Annotated in this window: 26 protein-coding genes; all 26 read left to right on the top strand. The window is 30.7% G+C overall.

Annotation, left to right across the window (positions count from 1 at the left end):
* The first annotated feature begins 19 nt into the window (after nt 1–19).
* The 26 genes from C1715_RS13195 (at nt 20) to C1715_RS13065 (ending at nt 25,215) form a co-directional block, all read left to right on the top strand.
* The gene (locus C1715_RS13195; RefSeq protein ID WP_423240839.1) at nt 20–817 is read left to right on the top strand and encodes an EFR1 family ferrodoxin; all 798 of its coding nucleotides are present in this window, start codon (nt 20–22) and stop codon (nt 815–817) included.
* A 125-nt stretch (nt 818–942) separates the two neighbouring features.
* Nucleotides 943–2,676 carry a flagellinolysin gene (locus tag C1715_RS13185; RefSeq protein ID WP_180964087.1) on the top strand — a complete coding sequence of 578 codons (1,734 nt, stop codon included), beginning with the start codon at nt 943–945 and terminating at the stop codon, nt 2,674–2,676.
* 256 nt (nt 2,677–2,932) lie between these two features.
* Complete coding sequence (locus C1715_RS13180; RefSeq protein WP_102400939.1) at nt 2,933–4,819, top strand: [Fe-Fe] hydrogenase large subunit C-terminal domain-containing protein; 1,887 nt, start codon at nt 2,933–2,935, stop codon at nt 4,817–4,819.
* 168 nt (nt 4,820–4,987) lie between these two features.
* Nucleotides 4,988–5,809 carry a flagellin gene (locus C1715_RS13175; protein WP_102400938.1) on the top strand — a complete coding sequence of 274 codons (822 nt, stop codon included), beginning with the start codon at nt 4,988–4,990 and terminating at the stop codon, nt 5,807–5,809.
* A gap of 169 nt (nt 5,810–5,978) precedes the next feature.
* A complete protein-coding gene (locus C1715_RS13170) occupies nt 5,979–7,679 on the top strand; it encodes a methyl-accepting chemotaxis protein (RefSeq protein ID WP_180964086.1) in 1,701 nt (566 codons plus the stop codon).
* Between the two features lie 221 nt (nt 7,680–7,900).
* Nucleotides 7,901–8,746 carry a flagellin N-terminal helical domain-containing protein gene (locus C1715_RS13165; RefSeq protein WP_102400936.1) on the top strand — a complete coding sequence of 282 codons (846 nt, stop codon included), beginning with the start codon at nt 7,901–7,903 and terminating at the stop codon, nt 8,744–8,746.
* Nucleotides 8,747–9,019: 273 nt separating this feature from the next.
* Nucleotides 9,020–9,412 carry a flagellar basal body rod protein FlgB gene (gene flgB / locus C1715_RS13160; protein ID WP_102400935.1) on the top strand — a complete coding sequence of 131 codons (393 nt, stop codon included), beginning with the start codon at nt 9,020–9,022 and terminating at the stop codon, nt 9,410–9,412.
* Nucleotides 9,413–9,414: 2 nt separating this feature from the next.
* Entirely contained in the window at nt 9,415–9,855 is a 441-nt protein-coding gene (flgC, locus tag C1715_RS13155) for a flagellar basal body rod protein FlgC (RefSeq protein ID WP_102400934.1), read from the top strand.
* Nucleotides 9,856–9,863: 8 nt separating this feature from the next.
* On the top strand, nt 9,864–10,160 hold the full coding sequence (gene fliE / locus C1715_RS13150; RefSeq protein ID WP_102400933.1) for a flagellar hook-basal body complex protein FliE: 297 nt from the start codon (nt 9,864–9,866) through the stop codon (nt 10,158–10,160).
* A gap of 41 nt (nt 10,161–10,201) precedes the next feature.
* Entirely contained in the window at nt 10,202–11,776 is a 1,575-nt protein-coding gene (gene fliF, locus C1715_RS13145) for a flagellar basal-body MS-ring/collar protein FliF (protein ID WP_102400932.1), read from the top strand.
* Between the two features lie 6 nt (nt 11,777–11,782).
* Entirely contained in the window at nt 11,783–12,799 is a 1,017-nt protein-coding gene (gene fliG / locus C1715_RS13140) for a flagellar motor switch protein FliG (protein ID WP_102400931.1), read from the top strand.
* Nucleotides 12,783–13,535, top strand: a complete 753-nt coding sequence (locus C1715_RS13135; protein ID WP_102400930.1) for a FliH/SctL family protein — start codon at nt 12,783–12,785, stop codon at nt 13,533–13,535. The genes fliG and C1715_RS13135 overlap by 17 nt, the downstream gene beginning before the upstream one ends.
* Nucleotides 13,536–13,550: 15 nt before the next feature.
* The gene (gene fliI / locus C1715_RS13130; protein WP_102400929.1) at nt 13,551–14,864 is read left to right on the top strand and encodes a flagellar protein export ATPase FliI; all 1,314 of its coding nucleotides are present in this window, start codon (nt 13,551–13,553) and stop codon (nt 14,862–14,864) included.
* An 18-nt stretch (nt 14,865–14,882) separates the two neighbouring features.
* Nucleotides 14,883–15,329 carry a flagellar export protein FliJ gene (gene fliJ / locus C1715_RS13125; RefSeq protein ID WP_102400928.1) on the top strand — a complete coding sequence of 149 codons (447 nt, stop codon included), beginning with the start codon at nt 14,883–14,885 and terminating at the stop codon, nt 15,327–15,329.
* 1 nt (nt 15,330) lies between these two features.
* The gene (locus tag C1715_RS13120; protein WP_180964085.1) at nt 15,331–16,704 is read left to right on the top strand and encodes a flagellar hook-length control protein FliK; all 1,374 of its coding nucleotides are present in this window, start codon (nt 15,331–15,333) and stop codon (nt 16,702–16,704) included.
* 59 nt (nt 16,705–16,763) lie between these two features.
* A complete protein-coding gene (locus tag C1715_RS13115; protein ID WP_102400926.1) occupies nt 16,764–17,513 on the top strand; it encodes a flagellar hook capping FlgD N-terminal domain-containing protein in 750 nt (249 codons plus the stop codon).
* A 49-nt stretch (nt 17,514–17,562) separates the two neighbouring features.
* Nucleotides 17,563–17,955 (top strand): TIGR02530 family flagellar biosynthesis protein, encoded by a 393-nt coding sequence (locus C1715_RS13110; protein WP_102400925.1) that lies wholly within the window; start codon nt 17,563–17,565, stop codon nt 17,953–17,955.
* A 140-nt stretch (nt 17,956–18,095) separates the two neighbouring features.
* Entirely contained in the window at nt 18,096–19,538 is a 1,443-nt protein-coding gene (locus C1715_RS13105) for a flagellar hook protein FlgE (RefSeq protein ID WP_102400924.1), read from the top strand.
* A gap of 153 nt (nt 19,539–19,691) precedes the next feature.
* On the top strand, nt 19,692–19,883 hold the full coding sequence (locus C1715_RS13100) for a flagellar FlbD family protein (RefSeq protein WP_102400923.1): 192 nt from the start codon (nt 19,692–19,694) through the stop codon (nt 19,881–19,883).
* 11 nt (nt 19,884–19,894) lie between these two features.
* On the top strand, nt 19,895–20,722 hold the full coding sequence (locus C1715_RS13095) for a motility protein A (protein WP_102400922.1): 828 nt from the start codon (nt 19,895–19,897) through the stop codon (nt 20,720–20,722).
* Nucleotides 20,715–21,470 carry a flagellar motor protein MotB gene (locus C1715_RS13090; RefSeq protein ID WP_102400921.1) on the top strand — a complete coding sequence of 252 codons (756 nt, stop codon included), beginning with the start codon at nt 20,715–20,717 and terminating at the stop codon, nt 21,468–21,470. Before C1715_RS13095 ends, C1715_RS13090 begins: the two co-directional genes overlap by 8 nt.
* A 1-nt stretch (nt 21,471) precedes the next feature.
* Nucleotides 21,472–21,951, top strand: coding sequence for a flagellar basal body-associated FliL family protein (locus tag C1715_RS13085; RefSeq protein ID WP_102400920.1), 480 nt, complete (start codon nt 21,472–21,474; stop codon nt 21,949–21,951).
* A 12-nt stretch (nt 21,952–21,963) separates the two neighbouring features.
* Nucleotides 21,964–22,308 (top strand): flagellar biosynthetic protein FliO, encoded by a 345-nt coding sequence (locus C1715_RS13080; RefSeq protein ID WP_102400919.1) that lies wholly within the window; start codon nt 21,964–21,966, stop codon nt 22,306–22,308.
* A 1-nt stretch (nt 22,309) separates the two neighbouring features.
* A complete protein-coding gene (fliP, locus tag C1715_RS13075) occupies nt 22,310–23,086 on the top strand; it encodes a flagellar type III secretion system pore protein FliP (RefSeq protein WP_102400918.1) in 777 nt (258 codons plus the stop codon).
* Nucleotides 23,087–23,096: 10 nt separating this feature from the next.
* Nucleotides 23,097–23,366 carry a flagellar biosynthesis protein FliQ gene (gene fliQ / locus C1715_RS13070; RefSeq protein WP_102400917.1) on the top strand — a complete coding sequence of 90 codons (270 nt, stop codon included), beginning with the start codon at nt 23,097–23,099 and terminating at the stop codon, nt 23,364–23,366.
* Between the two features lie 10 nt (nt 23,367–23,376).
* Entirely contained in the window at nt 23,377–25,215 is a 1,839-nt protein-coding gene (locus tag C1715_RS13065) for a fused FliR family export protein/FlhB family type III secretion system protein (RefSeq protein ID WP_102400916.1), read from the top strand.
* The last annotated feature ends 122 nt before the right edge of the window (nt 25,216–25,337 follow it).

Genomic DNA, 25,337 nt, shown 5'->3' with positions numbered 1-25,337 from the left:
GTCTTATAGAATAAATACAATGTATTTTAGTGCTACAGATACAACTAAAAAAATAGTATTAGGTATAGCAAAAGAACTTCGGCATAATATTGGTTTAAAAGAAAATGTAAATATAATTGATTTTACATTACCGGAGGAAAGAAAAAAAGTAATATCTTTTTCAAAAGATGACATTATTATCATAGGTGTTCCAGTTTACGCAGGAAGAGTACCTAATGTACTTTTAAAATATTTGAATTCTATCGTAGGTAATGGGGCGTTAGCAATTTCGGTGGTGGTTTATGGGAATAGAAATTATGATGATGCATTGATAGAACTAAGAGATATACTGGAATCAGATGGATTTAGAGTTATTGCGGGAGCTGCTTTTATAGGAGAACATTCTTTTTCCAATGATTTAGGTAAAAATAGACCTGACGAAAAAGATATGCATGTGGTAAATGAGCTTGCTAATAAAATCTATAATAAAATTATATATGAGAACCCTATAGAAACTGTAGTTGTAAAAGGAAATAAACCCTATAGAAAATACTATATGCCTAAAGATGAATATGGAAATCCTTTTGATATAAGAAAAGTTAAACCAAAAACAAATAATGACTGTATAAATTGTAAGCTTTGTGTATCAGTTTGTCCCATGGGGTCTATTGATTATCAAAATGTAACTAAGTTAAATGGAATTTGCATTAAATGTTGTGCATGCATCAAAAAATGTCCTGTGCAGGCGAAATGTTTTGACAATACGGTATATTTGAGACATAAACAGGAGTTGGAAATTAAATTTCATTATAGGAAAGAACCAGAGTTATTTATTTAGGTAATTATTACTTGGAAAAAATGCTTAAGTTATTTATGAATTATACGAAAAATAAAATTATAAAAATGTATTCTAACTCTAAGTGAAAAAGGAATTTCACTAATTTTTCAAGGAGGAAATCACTAATGATAATCAATCATAACTTAAATGCTATGAATGCCCATAGAAATATGGCTAAGAACACTGTTGACTCAGGAAAGTCCATGGAAAAATTATCTTCTGGCTTTAGAGTAAATAGAGCTGGAGATGATGCTGCTGGACTAGCTATATCTGAAAAGATGAGGGGGCAGATTAGGGGATTAGAGCAAGCGTCCCGAAATGCCCAAGATGGAATATCATTAATTCAAACTGCAGAAGGTGGATTAAATGAAACCCACTCTATTATACAAAGGATGAGGGAGTTATCTGTACAAGCTGCTAATGACACTAATACTAAAGAAGACAGGGATAAAATTCAAAAGGAAATTAGTCAATTAACAGCTGAAATTGATAGAATAGGGAATACTACAGAATTTAATACCATAAAGCTTTTAAAGTCAGGTGGAGAAAGTAGTGAAACAGCTAAGAATATAATAAAAGGTCTTAAAGAAGGCTGGCTTGAGATGGCTGAGAAGAGAGTAAAAAGTCAGTATGGATTGGAAGGTAAGGGAACTACAAGTCTTAAGATTATATTAGAGTCAGGAACTCCTTATGGGGAGCTTGCACATGTTGGAGGTAATTCAGCACTGCTTGAGCTTCACATAGATATGTCAGATTTTGCACCTGGTACTGGTGATGATGGAAATAATCATCTTGAAAAACTTTATAATGATCGTATTATAGCTCATGAAATGACTCATGCTATTATGGATGATGCACTTGGTGCAAATAAAATGAACACAATGCCTACTTGGTTCGTTGAAGGTACTGCGGAATTTATAGCAGGAGCAGATGAAAGGGTTAAAAATTTAATTAAAGATGTAAGTGGAACAGGAGCAGACGCAGGAAAAGTTACAGAACTTATAAATAGAGCTTCTTCTTTGCTTGGAGGAGCAGCTTGGAATGGTGATGATAAGGACTATTCAGCAGGATATATTATAGTTAAGTATTTAAGTTCTAAATTAAATACTTCTAATAATATGAGTAATTTAATGACTGCTATAAAGGGTGAGGCTTCATCTGATGGAGCTACTGCTTTAGGTAATGCATTAGGAGTTCATGGTACTACTAATGGTATAGATTCTATAGCTAATTTAAAAACTAAATTTGATGCAGATGCTGCTGCATTTATGAATAATATAACAACTAATCAGCTTAATTGGGGAACAGATGAAACAGATGTTGGAGCTATTGGTGGTAGTACTACTGGAGGAGCTGCAATGAAAGCAGAGGATGTTTTGGATGAAGGAGCGGCTATGGATAAGACAGATGGACAACCTATGCAGAAATTTGCTGTAATATGGCCAGAGGAAGAGGAGGCATCTAATTCTGAATTAATTATGCAAATAGGAGCTAATTCAGGTCAAACTGCAGCTATTAAATTACAAGATATGAGAGCAGCAGCTCTTGGTGTAAATTCTATAGATGTTTCAGATAGTAAAAAAGCTTCTGAATCTATAACAAAGTGTGACAATGCCATTGCAAAAGTTTCTAGCTTTAGATCAGCTTTAGGGGCAATACAAAATAGATTAGAACATACTATTTCTAATTTAAATAATACTTCAGAAAATTTAACAGCTTCAGAATCACGTATTAGAGATGTTGACATGGCAAAAGAAATGATGATGTTCAGTAAAAACAATATTTTAGCTCAAGCGGCTCAAGCCATGCTTACACAAGCTAATGGACAACCTCAGGGAGTATTACAATTGTTAAGATAGGATAATAATTGCTCGTATTAAATTAATTTTAAGGTTATAAAATAGAATGATAAAATAATGAATGAATAAAAAACACCAGTAGTTCTGGTGTTTTTTTAATAAAGTAACTATTATTTAGTATGCTTACGAGTGTTTAGGAAAAATATTCATTTTTTAAAGTTTCTTATAAAAGTAACGATAAGAATATAAATTAAAATTAAAAAATATAAATTATAGTTAATAAATAAATTATACGACAGAGAAGGGAAATGATTTTATGCATAATGAGGGCTTGATTTATACTTTAGAAGAAAATTGTGTGGGATGCAATCAATGTATAAGATATTGTCCAGTATTTGAAGCAAATGCTGCTTACACAGTAAATGGAGAAAGTAAAGTTAGAATAAATCCAGATAAATGTATACATTGTGGAAAATGTATAGATGTATGCGAACATCAGGCTAGAGATTATAATGATGATACTGAAAAATTTTTTAAAGATTTGAAAGCTGGAAAGAAAATATCTATTCTGGCGGCTCCAGCCATAAGAACTAACTTTTCTAATTATAACAAGCTTTTTGGATATCTAAAATCATTAGGAGCTAATGATTTTTATGATGTGTCTTTTGGAGCAGACATAACCGTTTGGGCTTATTTGGAATATATAAGGAAAAATAAAGATAAGAATTTTATATCTCAACCTTGCCCAGCTATTGTAAATTACATAGAAAAGAACAATTCAGATCTTATGAAAAATCTCATGCCAATTCAAAGCCCGCTTATATGTGCAGCTATATATGTTAAAGAATATGAAGGTTGTAATGATGAACTGGCCTTTTTATCTCCTTGTATAGCTAAAAAGGATGAAATTGATGATAAAAATACTAATGGATATGTAAAATACAATATAACCTATAGAAAATTTAAAGAATATATAGAAAAAAATAAAGTGAATTTAAGTTCCTATAATGAGGAAAACTTTAAAGATGAAAGTACTCTTGGATTTTTATTTAGTAGGCCAGGGGGGCTTAAGGAAAATATACAAGCTTATGATGAAAATTTATGGATTAGGCAAATAGAGGGACAAAAACTTGTATACGATTATTTGGATAATTATGGAGAAAGAGTTCAAAAGGGTCATGTGGTTCCCAACGTTGTAGATGCTTTAAATTGTGAATTTGGGTGTAATGTTGGTACTGGTACTGAATATGATGATGTATCCATAGATGATGTGGATTATAAATTTAATTTTATGAAGAAAGCTAGACATTCTAAGGAATTAGTTAAAAGATATAAATTATTTAGCAAGAAACTTGATGTAAAGGATTTCTATAGAAGTTATAGCGTTGAAAAATTTTCAAAAATAGAAGAACCTACGGAAGAACAGTACAATACTATATTTAATGAATTACTTAAGGATACAGAAGCCACAAGGCAAATAAATTGTTCTGCTTGTGGTTATAGTACATGCAAACAAATGGCTTTAGCTATGTACAATGGATTAAACATAAAAGAAAATTGCATGGATTATAATAAAAGTTTGATATTACAAGAAAAAGGTGCAGTAGAACAAAAGAATTTAGAAGTTCAAAGAGCAATAAAAGAAGTGGAAAGTTTAAGTCAGCAAAGATTGGAAGATGCGGAAAATTTAAAAGAGAGTGTAAACGAAATAATAAAATCACTTCAAGAGATATCCGATGGAAACATGGAAAATTTAAATCAAGTGGAGAATATAACTCGTGAAATACAGAATATGAATGATGTTGCTGAATCTTTAGAAAATAGTGTAAATGACATGAAGGAGAAGGTAGAATTATTTGTACAATCTTCCAATGAAATAGTTAATATATCTTCCCAAACTAATCTATTATCTTTAAATGCATCCATAGAGGCAGCTAGAGCAGGGGATGCAGGAAAAGGATTTTCGGTGGTAGCTTCAGAGGTTAAAAAGCTCTCACAAATGAGCAGTGAAATGGCAGCATCTACGGTAAATGATCAAAAAGAGATGTTTTATAAAATAAGTGAAATTTCTAAAGTATCTGACGAATTAAAGTTTAAGAGTGGAAAATTAAAGGAGGCTATAGACAACATATCTGCTGTTATAGAGGAAACTACTGCTAAGGAGCAGGAAATTTCTTCTACAGCCATGAATCTTTTAAGATAACTGTTACTTGCAATAATTTCAAAAAAATATAGCATAGATTGTTAAACTTTTATATGGAAACCTAACCTTGTAATAAGGTTGATTCAATGTATAAAGTTTTATAAGAATCTATACGATAAGATTAATGTTAGGAAAGGAATTCTAATAAAACTACAGGGAGGTGAAAATGTGATAGTTAGCAGCAATGTGGCAGTACTTAATTCTTTTAATAAAGTTACTAAGAATAAAGGTGCCAAAAATGAATTAGTAGAGAAGATATCCTCTGGAAAAAGGATAAATAGGGCAGCTGATGATGCGGCAGGTCTTTCTATAAGTGAGAGTATAAAGGCTCAGGTTAGGGGTATGTCTATGGCAGAAAAAAATATTCAAGATGGAATTTCACTTATTCAAGTAGCTGATGGAGCTATGGGTGAAATAACTAAAAACCTTCATAGGATGAAGGAACTTTCTGTACAAGCTTCTAATGATACTTTGACAGATAAGGACAGAGGAAACTTAGAGGATGAGCTTACTCAACTGAAACATAATATAGATACCATAGCATCAGAGACAGAATTTAATGGTATCAAAATTTTAAAGGAGGACAGGGTGCTTACCCTGCAGGTAAAAGATAGCCCTTATACTACTTATGAGTTACAATTATTTAATGTAACTACTGGAGCTTTAGGCATAGAGGATATAAGTGTAGCTCTTGGTCAAAAGGCTCAAAAAGCTAATTTTAAAGTTGATGAAGCTTTGAATAAAATTACTGGATTTAGAACTAGTTTGGGCAGTGATTTAAATAATCTTCAGCATTCTTTCAGTGATGCTAGCAATTCAGGGAGCAACTTAACAGCAGCTCTTTCTGGAATTGAAGATATAAATATGGCTACAGCCCTTATGAGATCAGTAAAAGAAAGAGTTATGCTAGACTGCAATGAATCTATGTTGACAGCAGCAAGACAAAATAATGACAATGTGAATGTGGTTTTAAATAAGTGGCTTTCATAAAATAAGTAGGGGATTCCTAAGTAACTGTTACTTGGGAATCCTTGGCAAAATTTAAAGTGCTTGAAGTAGAAGTATAATATTCAGAAAATTTTGAAAATAGCAGGAAATATTACTAAATGATGTAAAAATTATTGTATTTATGAAAATATTATATAGGAGGAAGAGCAGTATGAAATCGATGAAAAATATTAAAATAACTAGTGGTGTTATTACTTTAGGTATCATAGCGCTTTTAAGCACTTTTATTGTGGCTTTTGTAGGCTTTTTTGGAATGATGAAATCTACTAACAATATGAAGAATATATATGAGAATAGATTAACCAATATAAAAAATCTTGGATATATTAATGGAGAACTGGGAGTGCTTAGAAATTCCCTTACTAAAGTTATTGATAGACCTTATAATGAAGAAGAAGTAAATATAATAAGAGAAAATGATAAATATATAAGAGAAAATTTTAAACAAATGGATAGTTTAAAGAAAGATGCAAGTGAAGAAGAAATTTTAAAAAAGATGAAGAGCAATTATGAAGAATACATGAGAGGAGCAGAAGAAATAATAAATAAAAGAAAAGAAGGACAAAATATAGAAACAAGTTATGCGCAGGAGTATGGCAAATTTGGAGGAAATGTATCAAAGATTATCAAAGAATCCATGGATTATAATAAAGAAGTGGCAGAAAAAGTATATGAGGATTCTAGTAAGCAAGCAAAACTTATAAATAGTATATTCATAATATTATTCGTTGTGGCAGTAATTTTAGTTTCATTAATACTTTTTATAATGTCTACTTTTATAAAAGGTTCTATAAAGAAATTTACACAATTCCTTAAGAAATTATCTTCAGGTGATTTTACAATTTCTATAGAAACGGATGAAAAAAATGAATTTGGAATTATGAAAAAAGAATTGGCATATACTGTTAATTCTATATCTAATATACTTAAAACTATAAAAAATGATATGGAAAAAATAAGCGATAATTCAATAGCTCTATCCTCGGTGTCAGAAGAAATGTCTGCAACTACACAGGAGGTGGCTAATTCCATAGAAGGTATAGCAAATGGTTCTGTAGCTCAAGCTAATGATCTTATACAGACATCAACCCTTGTAAATGATTTTGGGGAATCTATGGACAATATAGTTGCAGCTATAAAAAATGTAGATGGAAATGCTAAAAATATAAATGGCTTAGCTAAGACAAGTAATTCCAATCTTTCAGAGCTTATTCAATCATCAAATGTAATGAAAGAATCTTTTAATGAAGTTAGTAATAAGATTGCTTCCCTTGGGCATAGTGTAAAACAAATCAATGAGATTACAACTATGATAAATGATATAACAGATCAAACAAATTTACTTGCACTAAATGCAGCTATTGAAGCAGCAAGAGCAGGAGAAGCTGGGAAAGGTTTTGCGGTAGTTGCGGAAGAAATTAGAAAACTTGCAGAGCAAAGTAAAGATTCTTTAGGAGAGATAAATAATCATGTTTCAGTTATTTCGGGAGAAACCGAAGAAGTTATTGAAAATACCGAAAATGTTAATGTAGAATTTATAAAGCAAGTAGAGGTTATAAACAATTCTATATTATCTTTTAAGGATATTATAGATGAAATTAATAAAATTATACCTTTGATTGAAAATGTAAACTTAGAGATAGATAGAATAAATGGAGAAAAAAATCAGATTATAAGTAAAGTTGAAAATGCTTCAGCTGTTTCGGAAGAAAATTCAGCTTCTGCAGAGGAAATTTCAGCTTCTTCACATGAAATGAATGCATCATCCGAAGAGGTAGCAACTAGTGCAGAAACTCTTTCTGCGGTGGCAGTAGAAACTCTTGAGGAAATAAACAAATTTAAACTAATGTAACTAAAATATATTTTTAGCAGCTCATAATTGAGTTGCTATTTTTATGAATTTATATAGAGTAAAGGAAAAAATTTAAAATATATACGAGTCTATATCAAGTAAAGTTTTTTATATTCAAATATAAATTTTAGTTTTACATATAAATATTTTTTTGAAATCACCGATGTATATATGTGAGGGAATAAGCTTAATTAATTAAATAGTATGAAAGGATTGATTTTATGAGGCTTATGCACAATTTGGCTTCTTTGAATATCTATAGAAATTATTCTAGAACACTAGAAAGACAGAGTGTGTCTATGGGTAAAATATCTTCAGGATATAAAATAAATGGAGCTAAGGAAGAAGCTAATGATTTAGCAAAGAGTGAAAGGATGAGAATGAGCATACGGGGTCTTAATATAGCATCTAGAAATGCTCAGGATGGTGTCAGTATGCTTCAAACGGCAGAAGGTGGAATGGAAAATATGACGTCCATTCTTCAAAGGGTTAGAGAGTTAACGGTTAAATACAATAATGGCACTAATAGTAACAATGATAAATCTATTATTCAAGAAGAAATAAATGAGCTAATAAATGCTTATGACGGCATATGTGAAAATACAGAATTCAATGGTAAAAAGCTTTTATCCCGTACAGAAACTATTGAAACAACTATTGGATCAGAATGTGGAGAAAATTTAAAAATAGAATTGAAAGATTTAAGAAGCGGTAGTATAAAAAATGGAGATATTAAGCTGGAAGATTTAAAAGAGATATATGATAAAAATATAGATTCTAATAAGTCTATAGAAATTTTAGATTATTCTATAGATACACTTGTAAAAGCTAGGAGTCAATATGGTGCTTTGGAAAATAGACTTGGAAGCACTATGGATAGGTTAGTGGAAATAAAGGATAGAGTGCAAGGCGCTGAAAGTGAAATAAGAGATACGGATATAGCCGAGGAGGCGTTATCAGTCGCTAGAGATAATATATTAATTGAAGCTTCTAATGCTATGATGGTTCAAAGTAACAAATTTCCTCAGGATGTGTTAAAGATTTTGGAGAATGTTAGAAGTAAATAAACCTTTTGTATATACAAGAGGTTTTTTTATTTTGTAGAATATTATAATTTTTTTAGAATGTTTAACTTTTTTACACAAATATTTGAAATCTATATACAAAATATGCTAAAATAATACTAGAGCAATTGTTTAATGTGAATTTTAATTGTATTCAAGTAAATTATTATAAAATTCGCCAGAAACAAAAAAATATTTGTTAAGTTTTACGTTTTATGCAGGAAAATTCATTATAAGTGTTTAATAGTATAGAAATATAGAAAGGATGTGAAAAAAATGCCGGTAGAAAATGTAAACTCGTATAATTTGTTGAAAAAGTCATTAGATGCATCAGCTTTAAGAAGTAAGGTTATATCCAATAATTTGGTTAACATAAATACTAAGGGTTATAAAAGGAGATATGTTACTTTTGAAGATAGCTTGAAAAATGCTGAAGATGATATAATAATGAAAAAAACTTCCCAAAAACATATGGATATAGGACAGGTTTGGGGCAGCATGGAAGTAAAAAAGGATACGAAAACTTCTATGAGACAGGATGGAAATAATGTGGATATTGATAGCGAAATAGTAAATCAATCAGCTAATACTTTAATGTATGATGCTCTTACAGTAGAACTAAATAATAGAATTCTAATGAGAAGAAGTGTAATAAAGGGGGGTAGATAGATATGACAGGTGTTTTTAGTACTATGCGTATAAGTGCTAGTGGACTTTCAGCGGAAAGATTAAGAATGGATACTATAGCTTCTAATATTACTAATTATCAAACTACTAGAGACAGTGAGGGAAACAAAAAAGCATATAGAAGAAAAATAGCTGTTTTTCAAGAAAATTTATCAAATAGCATCGAGAATTTAGAAAAAAATCAAGGTAATGAACTCTTAGGGGTAAAGAGCATAGGTATAAAGGAAGATAATTCTCCTCTTAGAAAGGTATACGATCCTGCTAATCCAGATGCGGATGAAAATGGATATGTAGAAATGCCAAATGTAAATGTATTAAATGAGATGGCAGACATGATAGCTTCTTCTAGAGCATATGAAGCAAACATTTCAGCTATAAATTCAGAAAAAACTATGTTTTCAAAGGCATTGCAAATAGGAAGGTAGGTATTTAAATGAGAATTAATAATTTTACTCCAGACACAAAAATTTTTGAATTTTCCCAAGATGAAAAATATAAGGAACAAGATAACTTGAATTTTGAAAATTTTCTTAAAGAAAAATTAGACAGTGTAAATGAAAAGCAGATAAAAGCTGAAGAAACTACACAGAACTTTATAACTGGCGAAGAAAAAAATATACATAATGTTATGGTCAATACTGCAGAGGCAAAATTATCATTAGATATGGCCATAGAGGTTAGAAATAAAATAGTTGAAGCATACCAAGAGTTAAATAGAATGCAGGTTTAATCTGTATTTAATTAATAGCAAGGTTGTAAGGAGCAATAGGAATGGACAAACTTAAGGAATTTACTAAAAAAATTAAAGATAAGTGGTCAACACTTACAAAAGGAAAGAAAATAACTTTTACCATTATACCTATTGGGATTATATGTGCAATCATAGTTCTAGTTATTACTATGAATTCACAAAAATATGGTGTGTTATTTTCTAATATGAATGATAAAGACTTAGGAGCTATTTTATCTAAGTTGAAAGAAAAGAAAGTGGAATATAAGGTAGAAGGAAAAGCTATAAAAGTTCCAAAAGACAAAGTTGATGTTTTAAGATTAGAGCTAGCTTCAGAAGTTCCTTTGACTAACGGTAGTGTTGGTTTTGAAATTTTTGATGAAAGCAAATTTGGAGCCACAGATGAAGAAATGAAAATTAAATATCAAAGAGCACTAGAAGGGGAGCTTGAAAGAACTATAAAAGGTCTTCCTGAGGTGGATGATGCAAAGGTACATTTAGTTATGTCAGAGGATAGTGTTTTTATAAAACAAGATACTCCGTCCAGTGCTTCTCTAACCTTACGCTTAAAATCTGGAAAAGAATTAAAAAAAGATCAGGTTAAAGCTATTGTAGCATTACTTTGTGGTAGCGTAAAAAACTTAGATAAAAAGAATGTAGAGGTAATTGCTGCAGGTGAATACGGAACAGCCCTTTTAACAACTCCAGATTTATTTAATGAGGAGGATAAAGAATACATAGGTAATACCCAGGAACAAGAAAAAATGAAAAATTCGCTAGAGAAAAGTTTGGAATCCAAGATACAGTCTATGCTTGAAAAAGTTTACGGAAAGAATAATATTGTTGTAAAAGTAAATGCAGATTTGAATTTTGATGCTATACAGCAAAATAGTACAGAATTTGCTCCAAAGGGTACAGTAGTAAGTGAGCATATTATCCAGGATAGTAACAACAATGGTGATACTGCTAACACTAATAGTCCAGTAGATGATAATATGGCGGCTAGAGAAGAAATTACTAAAGGAAATTCTAATATTACGCATAAAGAAGAAAAGAAAAACTATGAAATATCTAAAAATGAGAAAAAGATAATAAAAGCACCAGGTGCCGTGAACAAAATATCTACTTCTGTACTATTAAATGGAAATATAGATACAATGACTAAATCTTCCATTAACAATTTAGTTACAGGAGCTATAGGGTATGATGAAAAAAGAGGAGACACCATAAGTGTTGAAGGAATGAATTTTGATAAGAGTCTTGAAAATAAAGCCCAAAAAGATATAGAGGCTATGGAAAAACTTAAAGAAAAGGAAAGATTAAAGAAGATAATAATGTATAGCGTAATAGGAGTAGCACTGTTAGTAGCTTTAATAATAGCTTTAATAGTAAAAAATAGGAAGAAGAGAAAAGAAGAAGAAATAGATGATGAAGTTAGTGGAATTGATGTGGTTATAGGAGATAATGTAGAACCTAAAGAAGCTTTTGAATCAATTAATTTTGAAGAAGACAACGCAAAAACTCATTTAGAGAGAGAAATACAGAATTACGCAACAGAGAAGCCAGAGCAAGTAGCAGAAATAGTAAAATCATGGCTTACGGAAGATGAGAGGTGATTTTAATTGGCTAGAAGTATAGAAAAACTAAATGGGGTTCAAAAGGCAGCTATATTGTTTATAACTTTAGGGCCGGAGGCTGCAGCTAAAATAGTGAAAAAGCTTCCAGAAACAGATATACAGAAAATAACCTATGAAATAGCAAATATAACCACTGTGAAATCAGAACAAAGAATGGAAATATTAAATGAATTTATAGAAATAAATAAAGCTAAAGATTACATAAAAGAGGGCGGTATAGAGTATGCCAGAGATGTATTATCTAAAGCATTGGGGCCTCAAAGGGCTATGGATATACTTAATAAGGTTACAGAAGCCACTCAGCAGTATAGACCATTTGCTATAGCTAGAAAAGCAGATGCTCATCAGCTTTTGAATGTAATAGCAAATGAGCATCCTCAGACTATCGCACTTATACTTTGCTATATGCAGGCAGAAAAGGCTGGTCAAATAATATCAGCTTTGCCAGAGGATATGCAGAGTGATGTAGCATACAGAATAGCTACTTTAAGTAATACGTCTCCTATGGTAATAAAGGAAATAGAGAAGGTTCTTGACGGAAAATTATCTTCGGTAGTTCGCTCAGATGCTACAACCATGGGTGGTGTTCAAACTCTTGTTGACATTTTAAATAGAGTGGATAGAACAACTGAGAAGAATATAACTGAAGGTCTAGAGAGAGAAAATGAAGAATTAGCAGAAAAGATAAGACAATCTATGTTTGTATTTGAAGATATTATTTCATTGGATGATGTATCAATACAAAGAATTTTAAGAGAAGTGGACATAAAAGAATTGGCACTAGCTTTAAAGGGTGCTTCGGAAGAAGTTTCAAATGTAGTATTTAGAAATCAGTCTAAGAGAGCTTCAGCTTCATTAAAAGAAGATATAGAATTCTTAGGACCAGTAAGGCTTATGGATGTAGAAAAGTCACAACAAAAAATAGTAGCTGTAATAAGAAGATTAGATGACGCTGGAGAGATAGTGATTTCAAGAGGTGGAGAAGATGCAATCATCGTTTAACGTAATTAAAAATGAAAATGCAAAAGCCTTAGGTGAAAAGGAAATAATCGTAGATTATGTACCTAAAAAAAATATAAGTATAAACTTAAAAAATGACGTAAAAAATAATGCGGAAAATGAACCTTATAATAGACTTGCAGCATCTATATTGGAAACAGCTAGAGGCAAAAGTGATGAAATAATAAGAAATGCCTATGAAGAAGTAGCAAAAGCTCAGATGAAAGCTGAAGAGCAGGGATACAAAAATGGATATGATAATGGATATGCAAAAGGTTATGAAGAAGGCTATAAAAAAGCTTTAGCAGAGGCTTACGATGAAGCTTCTGCTATAAAAGAAGATGCTAACAATATAATAAAGGATGCTAAAAGGCAATATGAAAATTATTTGGAAGAAAAAACTGAAATTATAAAAGAACTTGTGGCAGAAATAGTTTCCAATATACTAAAAAAAGAAATAGAATGTGAAGATACAGTGGCTAATTTGATAAAAGAAACTATAAAAGAATCTAGAAATGTAGAAACTTTCATAATTAAATGTAATAGCATTCATGAGCAAGAATTAAAGAATAAAGTGGACTTATGGAAATTATCTTTGGGGATTAAAGGAGAAATTTTTATAGTGGCTGATGATTTCTTAGAAAAAGCTCAGGTTATTATAGAGAAAGACAATGGAAAAGTAGAAATACATATAGAAGATTCTATAGAAAAAATCAAAGACATAATTTTAAATTCTTGAAAGGAATGAGACTTCTTGATTAATATAGATTTTGAAAAAATATTAAAAGAAGTTAAGGATACAAATTTTAACTATGAAGAAGGAAAAGTTAAAAATGTAATAGGTTTAACTATAGAAGTTCAAGGAATAAAGGCTTTTATAGGGGAAGTATGTAAAATATATAATGAAAAAAATTATCCCATAAATTGCGAAGTAGTTGGATTTAAAGAAGAAAATGTAATATTAATGCCACTTGGAGAACTGGTGGGTATATCGCCAGGATGCAGAGTAGTGCCTGGAGGTAGACCTCTAAGTGTTAAATGTTCTGATAAACTTTTGGGAATGGTTTTAGATGGTATTGGAACACCTCTGAATTCGGAGGAATTAACCCAAGGCTATATGTATCCATTAGATACAGAACCACCAGATCCTCTTAATAGAAGGAGAATTAAAGATGTTATTCCCACTGGAGTGAGAGCTATAGATGGATTTCTAACCTGCGGAGAAGGCCAAAGAATTGGTATATTTGCAGGAAGTGGAGTGGGAAAAAGTACTACTTTAGGCATGATAGCTAGAGAAGCTAAGGCTGATGTGAATGTTATAGCACTAATTGGAGAAAGAGGAAGAGAAGTTTTAGACTTCATCGAAAAGGATTTAGGAGAAGAAGGAATGAAAAAATCTGTCATAGTTTGTGCTACTTCAGATAAACCAGCCTTAGTTAGGCTAAAAGGAGCTTTTACAGCTACAGCAATAGCAGAATATTTTAGGGATGAGGGTAAAAAAGTTATATTAATGATGGATTCTGTAACTAGATTTGCTATGGCTCAAAGAGAAATAGGATTAGCTATAGGTGAACCACCTGCGACTAAAGGATATACTCCCTCAGTATTTGCAAAGCTTCCAAGACTTATGGAAAGAGCAGGAATGTCTCAAAAAGGTTCCATAACAGCTTTTTATACTGTTCTAGTAGATGGCGATGATTTTAATGAACCCATTGCAGATGCTGTAAGGGGTATTTTAGATGGGCATATAGTATTATCTAGAGCATTAGCAGCGAAAAATCACTATCCAGCTATTGATGTGTTGAATAGTGTAAGCAGACTTATGTCAGAGATAGTGGAAGATGATCATAAAAAAGCAGCTTCTATAGGTAGAGATATGTTAGCCACTTATAAAGAATCAGAAGATTTAATAAATATAGGTGCTTATGTAAAAGGAACTAATAAAAAACTAGATCTTGCTATACAATATAATGATTTTTTAGAAGATTATCTTAAGCAAGGTATAAACGAGAAAAGTGAATTTAATGAAAGTATAGAAAAACTAAAAAGTATTTTTTCCACTAATTAAATTTAGGGGGTACAAAAGTTGCAATCTTTTAATTTTAAACTTCAAAAATTATTGGATATAAGAGAAAATATGGAAGAACAGTGTAAAATAGAATTTAAAAAAGTACAAAATGAAAAGAATAAAGTAGAGAATAAATTACTAAATTTAAAACAGAATTATCATAAACATAGAATTATAGATTTTAACAATTCTACAATAGAAAAGAAGATACAGCAAAATTATCTTAATTCATTAAATATATCTATAAAAGAAACAGAATCTCTTTTGAACATTAAGGAAAAAGAAGTAAACGTGAAAAGAGAAGAACTAAAACAAAAGCAAATAGATAAAAAAATTGTGGGAACTTTAAAAGATAAGAAAAAACAGCAGTTCATAAAAGAGCAAAATTTAATTGAACAAAAGAACAATGATGAATTTGCTCTTTATGCATATATAAGAAATAATGCGAAAGGAGGTGAAATATAAAATGGTAGGAATAACGAATACTACGTCTAGTTCCATAGAAATTCCAGTAAAAAATCTATCTAATGATAGAGGAAATTGTAAAGAATTACCTAAGACTGAGGAAAAAAATTTCTTTAAAGAAAAATTAAGAGAAAAAGTAGATAGTAATTCCAAAGGTAAAATAAACTGTGAAGAAAAGTGTTTAAATACTGAAGTTTCATCAGAAAGAGAAGAAAGTATAAATTCTAAATTAGGATTAGAAGAGGAAACAAAGAAGTCTATTTCTGAAGATAAAGATGAAAAAGAACTTTTATCAGAAGATAGTCAAAATTTAATGAGCATATTAGAAATTCTTTACCAACTTTTACATGAAAAGAATTGTTTAGATAATACTGAACAGTTTAAGGATCAAGTAAATTTGGATAAAAAAGAAAAAATAAATGATATGATTAGTAAGACTTTTGATAATCTTTTGCATCAATCTACAAAGGTAAATGAAAATGACAGCAAAGATATTGCAAAGTTAAAGCTTCTTCTTGAAAATGGTGAGCCTGTTTTAGTTTCTCAAAATGCAATAGAAAAGTTAATTGGAAAAATCCAAAGGGAAATTAATAAGCAAGTGCCTACAGACAAGGAGAATTTAAACGTAAAAGATTTAATTAAATTTATAAGTGAAGAATTGGAAAAAGAAATAAAAAGTAATGAACCAGTTCAGAAAAATATAGATGTTGCAGAATACATAACAAATAGAAACAATATAACAAATACTAAATTACAAAATAATACCTTATCTAGGGAAGAAAGTTTCTTAAAGAATTTAATTGAGCATGGAGAAAAGCATAACGAACCTAAAAATAAAGATGTGGAACTAACAAAACTAACTAACTTGGGAGAAGTAAATAAATTTAGTTCAATAGATAAAAATGTATCTGTTGAAGTAAATGAAAACAAAATGGTTGCAAAAGCAAATATAGTGCAAGATATGGTTAAAAGTATAAAGTACATGGAAAATAATAATTTGAAAAATTTAACTGTTAAAGTTATGCCTAAGGAATTAGGAGAAATAGTTATAAGACTAACTATGGAATCAGGAAAAATAAAATTAGCGTTAAATGCTACAAACAAAGAAACATACAGCTTATTAAATTCTAATTTAGGAGAAATTAGTGAAAAATTAACCACTGCTAATTTAAAAATACAACCGGCAGAAATAAATGTTTATAATGGTGATACTACATTCTTCAGTGGACAGTTCATGGGAGATAATCAAAGAGAAGGAAATGAAGGGACAAAGTATAATTCAACTCACTCCAATGATAATGTGGCAGCCGGTGATGAACAAGAAACCATGGTTGTAGATGAAAATTACAATGGAAACTTAAATACTAAAGTTTAATTTTTAAATGAAAAACAAAGTTTTTAAGAAACACTTAAAATGAATAGGAGGTATTTTATATGCCTGTAAAAGCACAGACTTCAAATGGCACTGGGATTTATAGTGGAATTTCAGGGAATTATGAAACTTCCAGAGCTACAAAACGAGGTACAAGAATTGTAAAAAAAGGGCAGGAACTTGATAAAAATTCTTTTTTAAAGATACTTACAGCTGAGTTATCAAATCAAGATCCAACTAACGCTAAGGATTCTACACAGTTTGTATCTCAATTAGCACAATTTTCATCTTTAGAACAGATGACTAATTTGAATACTACCATGACATTTTCCAGTGCGCAGTCTCTTGTAGGTAAAGTAGTAGCTTTAAATGATTATGACAGCAGAGGGGTACAATATGGTGGACAAGTAGTTAGTGTGAATAAAAATGGAGATGAAGTTAAATTAACTGTCCAAGTGGTTGAAAATGGTGAAATTAAGTATAAAGACTACAATTTTTCCGCAGTACAGGATGTAATTCATTTAAATGATGATAGACTGGATTATATCAACTCAAATGTTGGATTTTTACTAGCTTCAAATATGATGGATAAAAGAATTGAAGCGGTAATGAATGAAGTGGATGAAAGTGGAAAAAAAGTAGAAAAAACTTATTCTGGTATAGTGAAGGGAATTTCTAGGAATTCAAGTGGAATTAACTTAACAGTTTTAGTGGAAGAAGATGGAAAAATTAAAGAAAAAACTATCCCTTATGACGCAGTTACTAAAGTTGGCATGTCTTCTGATGAAGATGGAGATAGTGAAAAGAAATAAACAAATATTTTAAGCAAAAATAGATTTATACAGAAAGGATATTGATAGTATGGGATACAGAGTAGTAAATGGAAAGCTATATCCCGTAGAAAATTTGAACGCTCCTTTCAATGGCAGCAAAAGTTGTTATAACGATAAGAGAAAAGTAGATGTAAATTTTAAGCAAATATTAGAAAAAGCCATAGATAGAGAAAATGGATTTACTATATCTAATCATGCATCTAAAAGATTGGAGAGTAGAAAAATAAAATTTTCTGAAAAGGATATGGAGAAGATAAACAATGCTATAAATAAAGCTTGTGAAAAAGATGGAAGAGAATGTTTAATATTGTACAAAGACACTGCTCTAATAACTAATATAAAAAACAGAACAATAATAACAGCAGTGCCTAAGGAAGAAATGAGCGTATTTACAAATTTAGATACTGTAGTACTAATATAAAAAAGAGCTGGACCGAAAGGAAGCTCAATCTTTGTGGATTGACGGAAGCAAAGAGAGGATTAGTTTGCTAGCTGTCTAGAGTTTAAAAGGGGAGCTACATTGAAAAGTAATGATTAAAATTAATTTTAGGAGGAATATAAATGTTAAGATCAATGTATTCAGGTATTAGCGGAATGAGAGTTAATCAAACCAAGCTTGATGTTACAGGTAATAATATAGCTAATGTTGGAACTACAGCATTTAAAGGTTCTAGGGTTAGATTTCAAGATATGTTAAGTCAAAGTATGAGTGAAGCAATAGGACCTGGAAGAAATCAGGGAGGTGTTAACCCTAGACAAGTTGGTCTTGGAGTTCAACTAGCAGGAATAGACACTTTGATGAGTCAAGGAATGATGCAGCCTACAGGAAGAATTCTTGATGTAGGAGTTGATGGAGAGGGATATTTTATAGTAGGAAGAGGTCCTATTCCAGAAACTAATGCTTCAGGTATAAAAGTAGATCCAAATGAACATACAATGAATGGTAATGGAATGCAAGTTAGCTTTACAAGAGATGGTTCCTTCACACTAGACCATAGAGGGAATTTATTAACTTCAGATGGATATAGAATTATGGGGTATGCAGTAACCCTTAAAGATGCCAATGGAAATAATATGGGAGCAAATAGTATAGAGTATAGTGCTAATGGAGTTTGTAATTTTGTAGATGTGGATTCGGAAAATGGGATAAAAGCTACAGATACATTAGTACCACTTAGAATACCAGAGGCTATATATGTAAAAGCTGAAGTACTAAATAATAATGCTGATGCTACTAAAAATACAAAATTAAATTACACAGGCACCGTAGATGCTACTTTAGATAAGGACAAATTTCCTACTATAGGTATAGATAGTGGGGATAACAAGTATAAAGGGACACAAGATGCAAAAATAGAGATTAAATGGGTAAAGGATTCTGCAGATCCTTCAAAAGGTACCTTTAATGTATTTGTAAATGGAAAAAATTATGGGAAAGCAGAAGAGTTTAATAATAAAACAGATATAACAAATGCTGCAAAAGATGAAGGATTGTGTAAAATACTGGGAGATACTAAATTAAATATAGATGTAAGTAAATTACCATCAGATACATCAACTCCAGCAATAACTGATGAACAAAAGAAATATAGTTGGTCATATGTTTTATCATCAGAAGGAGACAAAAAAGTAACTAGTTTCTCTATAGAAAAAGATGGTGTCATAAAAGCTACTCTTGATGATGGTAAGGTTTCAGCTCTTGGACAAATAGCCATGGCTAGCTTTAGAAATACAAGTGGGTTAAAAAAATTAGGTAAAAATATGTATCAAAATACTGCTAACTCTGGAGAACCTAATATAAGAAGTGGAATAGGCAGTAATCCAATGATAGATAATAGTGATGGCTATGGAGATATGATGCAGGGAATGTTAGAAATGTCAAATATAGACTTAGCAGAACAATTTACAGATATGATAGTAGCTAGTAGAGCTTTTCAAGCCAGTGGTAAAATGATAACTACAGGAGATGAGATACTACAAGATATTATTAATTTAAAGAGATAATAATACTAAAATAAAAAGTATTTTAATTAGTTTAGGTTGCTAGGGAGCAGGGATTAGCCATTGGGGATTTGGGATTAGTTTGATTAGCAAACTAATCTTAGCCCACTAGCCCTCTAGCCCCCTAGTCCACTAAAAAAAAGGGGGTGTGTTTTAATGATTCAACTTACAAAAATGACCCATAAGAAATTTATATTAAATGCGGAACATATTCAAGAAATAGAAGAAGTTCCAGAGACTCTTATTACCCTTATTAATGGTAAGAAGTATATTGTATTAGAAAGTGTGGATTCTGTTGTTAATGAAGTAATAAAATACAAAAGAAAGATATTTTCAGGTGATTTGTAGGAGGCATTATTATGAAGAAGCAAGACATAATGACAGGCATAGGTATGTTAGCAGGTGTTCTATGTGTTCTTTTTGGAATGATTACAGGTGGAAGTGGTTCTTTAGCTAAAAAGATGATGACTTTCTTTGATGCAGGTTCTATATTTATAACATTAGGAGGTTCTTTTGCAGCTTTATTAATTAACTATCCCATTGCACAATTAAAAAAGATGATTAAAGTAAACACAGAGGCCTATAAAGAACATACTATGGAGAGTGGCGAGATTATAGGAGAATTTATAAATTTATCTAGAAAGGCTAGAAGAGAAGGTCTTTTATCATTGGAGGATGGAATTACAGAGATAGATGATAATTTCTTAAAAAAAGGTCTTCAAATGGTTATAGATGGTATAGAGCCAGAAACTATAAGAGAAGTTATGGAATTAGAAATAGATGAAATGGAAAGAAGACATAGGCAAGGAGCAGATATGTTTAAGGCATGGGCAGCTTATGCACCAGCTTTTGGTATGATAGGAACATTAATAGGTCTTATACAGATGCTTGCTAATTTAAGTGATTCATCTTCACTAGCTTCAGGCATGTCTAAGGCCCTTATTACTACATTTTATGGTTCTATAATGGCTAATTTAATTTTTAATCCTATAGCAGCTAATTTAAATTATAAAACAGACATAGAAGTTGCAAGCAGAGAAATGATGCTTGAAGGTGTTTTAGCTATTCAATCTGGTGTAAACCCAAGAATTGTACAAGAAAAATTAGTTTCTTATTTATCACCAGAGGAAAGAATAAAGTTTAATGAAACTCAAGTTTCAGGAGATGAGGTATTGTCAAATGTCTAGAAAAAAGAAAAATGGAGGTTCAGGGTTAACAGGAGAGGAATGGTTAACTACCTATTCAGATACTATTACCCTTTTACTTACTTTCTTTGTTCTTTTATATTCTATGTCTACTGTAGATGCAAACAAATTCAGACAAATAGCTAGCTCTTTGCAAAGTGTTCTTTCTGGTACAGGAAGTAATTCCATTTTGGATTATCAAAGTTCATCAGGTGAAGTACCTATAGTTGGTGAACCTATGGTATCTGATGGGCAAAATGAATCTGCTAATAAAAAATCTATGTATGAAGAAGTATCTAAATATGTAAAAGAAAATAAAATGAAAGATAAAATTGAAGTTCTTAAGGATCCAAAGGGAGTAGTTTTAAGACTTAGGGAAAATGTATTATTTGATATAGGAAAAGGTGAAGTAAAAGAAAATAGTTCAGAAGTATTAAATATGATAAGTACTATTTTGCAAAAGTTTCCTAAAAGTCATGTTATTGTGGAAGGGCATACGGACAATATGCCTATAAGCAATTATAGGTATCCAAGTAACTGGGAATTGTCTACTGCTAGAGCTGTAAATGTACTTAAATATTTTGTGGAAGTAAGTAAAATGGACCCTGATAGATTTACTGCTGCAGGATATGGGGAGTACAGGCCTATAGTGCCTAATAATAATGATGGAAACAGAGCAAAAAATAGAAGAGTAAATATAATTATAGAAGATACAACAACTACTGATAGTAAAAAAGGAGAGGCAAAATAAAATGAAAGATAAAGAAAAAGATAAAGGTACTGGTAAGGGAAAGAAGTTTATTATTGTTATTTTATTTTTAATAGTTGCAGGAGGTTTTGCTTTTGGAGGCTATTATATTGCCACTAAAAATGCTTCCGCATCTATGGCAGTAAATACCGGAGAAACAAAAAAGGCTCCTTTGGTTGAAGAGAGTTTCTTTCAATTAGGAGAATTTACAGTGAATTTAGCTGATGAAAATTCAAAAAGTTATATAAAGTTAAATATTTATATATCCTATCCTAAGAAAAATAAGAAATTAGCTAAAGAAGTTGAAGAAAGAAAATCTACCTTAAGAGATGCAGTTAATTTAGAGTTGATGAGTAAAAAAAGTACAGAACTAGATGTTAAGGGAGTAGAAAAATTAAAAAAAGAGCTTTTAGATAAAATTAACTCTAAATTGTACAAGGGTGAAATAATGAATGTTAATTTTGATAACATAATAATTCAGTAAGGAAGATTCAAAATGGACAAAGAATTTTTCATGATGATAATAAAGCTTATATGTTTTTTCCCTTTTATACTTTTAAGCATATATTTAGTTTTAAAATATGGTGGAAGTAAAATCGGAAATATGCAAAATGGCAAATACATAAAGATTTTTGAAAGAGTTCAACTATCTAAAGATAACAGTATCTTGGTGGTGAAAATTGGACAAAAAGGGTATGTTATTTCTAATACTAATAAAGGTATAGAAATACTTATGCCTGTTTCAGAGGAAGAACTTTTAGAGATTGAGAAAGGCAAAAAAATACCTCAATATAAAGACTTAAAAGAATTTTACGGAAGATTTAAGAAGAGGAAAGAATGATATGAAAAAAAATACTAAAATTATCACATTTGTGATTTTATTTATAACATGCTTGTGGATTTTTTCTGGAAGCAGGGCATATGCAGCATCTAATACCAATATTCCAGTGCCTAAGGTGAACTTTTCTGTAGATGGAGCTGACACGCCTAAGGAATATGTAGACAATATTAAGATACTAATAATGTTTACAATTCTTACATTATTGCCTTCTTTTATAATAATGATGACTAGTTTTGTAAGAATAGTAGTGGTTTTTTCCTTCTTAAAGAGTGCTTTAGGAGCTCAGCAATCTATACCTAGCCAAGTTATTATAGGATTAGCGCTGTTTTTAACTGTATTTATAATGGCACCTACTGTAGGAAAGATAAATTCAGAAGCTATACAGCCCTATTTAAAGGGCAGTATTACCCAGCAGGAAGCTATGGACAAAGGAACAAAACCCTTAAAAGATTTCATGTTAAAACAGACTAGAAAAAAGGATTTACAATTATTTAAAGAAACAGCAAAAATTGATGAAAAAGTGGAACTTAAAGATTTACCTTTACATGCTATAATACCTGCTTTTACTATAAGTGAGTTAAAAAGAGCCTTTGAAATAGGTTTTCTATTGTACATACCATTTTTGATAATAGATTTAGTAGTGGCAAGTATACTTATGTCAATGGGAATGTTTATGTTACCACCAGTTATGATATCAATGCCCTTTAAGTTATTACTTTTTGTAATGGTAGATGGATGGTATCTAATTGTAAAATCATTAATATTAAGTTTTAGATGAGGTGAGTTAATTGACAGAGAATATGGTTATTTCAGTTATGAAGGATGCTATTTCAACAGCATTAACTTTATCAGCACCTATTTTAATTACAGGAATACTGGTAGGGCTATTTGTTAGTATTTTACAGGCAACTACTCAAGTACAAGAGCAAACTTTAACTTTTGTACCTAAACTAATTGCAGTGGCAATAGTAGGACTTATAACAGCTCCTTGGATGATGCATGTAATGAATGGATTTACTAGAAGAATTTTTGATATTATTGCAAATTTAATTCAGTAGGTGAGGCATTTTGTTAAACGTAGCATATTTTACAGCATTTTTACTTATATTTTTAAGGATTACATCGTTATTTATAGCATCACCTATTTTTTTCCCTAAGGGTGCACCTAAAGCTTTAACTATAGGATTTTGTGCTATATTAGCTTATGTTCTTGTTTCCACAGTAAATTATTCCGCTTTAGCAGGGGTAGACAGTGGGGCAACTCTTATGTTTTATTGCTTAAATGAAATTTTAACAGGATTAATGCTAGGATACATAGTTAGATTTTGTTTTTTTAGTATTAGCTTTGCGGGACAACTTATAGATGTTCAAATAGGTTTTGCTATGATGAATATGTTTGATCCTCAAACAGGAAGTAATGTAACAGTGCTTAGTAATTTAATGTATTGGCTTTCTGTAATATTGTTTTTTTTAGTGGATGGTCACCACATATTAATAAGAACTCTATCAGAAAGTTTTACTGTAGGGAGTTTAGGCAAACTCTTACTTACAGATGAGTCTTCCATGATGGTTATAAAAGGTTTTATAGACTTTTTTACTATAGGATTTAAAATCGCTCTCCCTATTATACTCGTTATAATTATTACAGACTTAACACTAGCTTTAGTAGGAAGAACAGTTCCTCAATTAAACGTTATGATATTAGGACTACCTATAAAAATATTGGTGGGATTAATGGCCATATCCATAGCTATACCTACTTTAATTCATTTTATAGTAGAGTCTTTTGATAAAATACCGTTGATAATGCGAAGAATTATAAGCATAGCGCCTGTAATTGTAATATTTACCTCAGAGGATAAAACGGAAGAAGCTACTCCTAAAAAGAAAAAAGATGCTAGAAAAAAAGGACAAGTAGCAAAGAGTAAAGAACTAGGTTTAACATTTACACTATTAGCATCTACCATAGTATTGGTCGCATTAGGAGATTTTATATTAAATAGTTTAAGAGAAGATATGGTAGCTTTTTTAAATAACTATATTAATATGCATATAGATTCTAATAATATGCAATTTATTTTACTTACTGTAATGGTAAGAGCGGCTTTAGTTATATTACCTGTAGCAATACCTATTGCAATAATGGGAATTATAGCTAATTTTATACAGAGTGGTTTTCTTTTTACAAAAGAAACCATAAAACCAGATTTGAAAAAATTGAACCCTCTCAGTGGTTTAAAAAGAATATTTTCCATGAGAACTTTAGTAGAACTTTTTAAAGATTTAGCTATGATTTTTGTAGTAGCCTTTGTGGGTTACAAGTATTTAATGAAAAATTATGGTTATATCTTGAATTTAGGTTATTCAGGAATCAATTACATTCCACCCGCTATAAAAAAATTGGTGGTAGAAATTTTTCAGAAAGTAACTTTAGTAATGATTGCTATTTCACTTATGGACTTTATATATCAAAAGCGTCAGTACAATAAAGAATTAAGAATGACTAAGCAGGAGATAAAAGAGGAGTTTAAGCAAGATGAAGGAGATCCTCAAATAAAAGGAAAAATTAAGCAGATGCAAAGAGAGATGGCTTCTAAAAGAATGATGCAAAGCGTACCAGATGCTACTGTTATAGTCACAAATCCAACGCATATATCAGTGGCTTTGAAATATGAAGAAGGACAAAGTGCTCCAGTAGTAGTAGCAAAAGGTCAAGGTGAGGTAGCTGCAAAAATAAAAGAAATTGCAAGAGAATATGAAATACCTATTGTTGAAAATAAACCTCTAGCAAGACTTATGTATAAGGAGGTTGAGATAGATTCACAAATTCCCGTAGAAATGTATGAAGGAGTAGCAGAAGTATTAGCTATTGTATATAAACTAAAAAAGCAAAAAAATAAATATTAAGGAAGAAATATTAAATATCAAATGAGACATAAGAAATGTTTAATATTTAAAATTTGATATTTCCATTCTTTAATCTAATAATATTTAGAATTAGAGAGTGTAGACTGTGGATTAAAAGAAAG

This window comes from Haloimpatiens massiliensis, assembly GCF_900184255.1.
GTDB classification, from domain to species: domain Bacteria; phylum Bacillota; class Clostridia; order Clostridiales; family Clostridiaceae; genus Haloimpatiens; species Haloimpatiens massiliensis.
Note: the sequence above shows the minus strand (reverse complement) of the source record. Positions and strands in the feature narration are given on the sequence as shown.

Bases quoted from the DNA above. Each gene is read 5' to 3' on its own strand.
- C1715_RS13195 (WP_423240839.1), top strand. From the start codon at position 20: ATGTATTTTAGTGCTACAGATACAACTAAAAAAATAGTATTAGGTATA.
- C1715_RS13185 (WP_180964087.1), top strand. From the start codon at position 943: ATGATAATCAATCATAACTTAAATGCTATGAATGCCCATAGAAATATG.
- C1715_RS13180 (WP_102400939.1), top strand. From the start codon at position 2,933: ATGCATAATGAGGGCTTGATTTATACTTTAGAAGAAAATTGTGTGGGA.
- C1715_RS13170 (WP_180964086.1), top strand. From the start codon at position 5,979: ATGAAATCGATGAAAAATATTAAAATAACTAGTGGTGTTATTACTTTA.
- C1715_RS13165 (WP_102400936.1), top strand. From the start codon at position 7,901: ATGAGGCTTATGCACAATTTGGCTTCTTTGAATATCTATAGAAATTAT.
- flgB (WP_102400935.1), top strand. From the start codon at position 9,020: ATGCCGGTAGAAAATGTAAACTCGTATAATTTGTTGAAAAAGTCATTA.
- flgC (WP_102400934.1), top strand. From the start codon at position 9,415: ATGACAGGTGTTTTTAGTACTATGCGTATAAGTGCTAGTGGACTTTCA.
- fliE (WP_102400933.1), top strand. From the start codon at position 9,864: ATGAGAATTAATAATTTTACTCCAGACACAAAAATTTTTGAATTTTCC.
- fliF (WP_102400932.1), top strand. From the start codon at position 10,202: ATGGACAAACTTAAGGAATTTACTAAAAAAATTAAAGATAAGTGGTCA.
- C1715_RS13135 (WP_102400930.1), top strand. From the start codon at position 12,783: ATGCAATCATCGTTTAACGTAATTAAAAATGAAAATGCAAAAGCCTTA.
- C1715_RS13120 (WP_180964085.1), top strand. From the start codon at position 15,331: ATGGTAGGAATAACGAATACTACGTCTAGTTCCATAGAAATTCCAGTA.
- C1715_RS13115 (WP_102400926.1), top strand. From the start codon at position 16,764: ATGCCTGTAAAAGCACAGACTTCAAATGGCACTGGGATTTATAGTGGA.
- C1715_RS13110 (WP_102400925.1), top strand. From the start codon at position 17,563: ATGGGATACAGAGTAGTAAATGGAAAGCTATATCCCGTAGAAAATTTG.
- C1715_RS13105 (WP_102400924.1), top strand. From the start codon at position 18,096: ATGTTAAGATCAATGTATTCAGGTATTAGCGGAATGAGAGTTAATCAA.
- C1715_RS13100 (WP_102400923.1), top strand. From the start codon at position 19,692: ATGATTCAACTTACAAAAATGACCCATAAGAAATTTATATTAAATGCG.
- C1715_RS13095 (WP_102400922.1), top strand. From the start codon at position 19,895: ATGAAGAAGCAAGACATAATGACAGGCATAGGTATGTTAGCAGGTGTT.
- C1715_RS13090 (WP_102400921.1), top strand. From the start codon at position 20,715: ATGTCTAGAAAAAAGAAAAATGGAGGTTCAGGGTTAACAGGAGAGGAA.
- C1715_RS13085 (WP_102400920.1), top strand. From the start codon at position 21,472: ATGAAAGATAAAGAAAAAGATAAAGGTACTGGTAAGGGAAAGAAGTTT.
- C1715_RS13080 (WP_102400919.1), top strand. From the start codon at position 21,964: ATGGACAAAGAATTTTTCATGATGATAATAAAGCTTATATGTTTTTTC.
- fliP (WP_102400918.1), top strand. From the start codon at position 22,310: ATGAAAAAAAATACTAAAATTATCACATTTGTGATTTTATTTATAACA.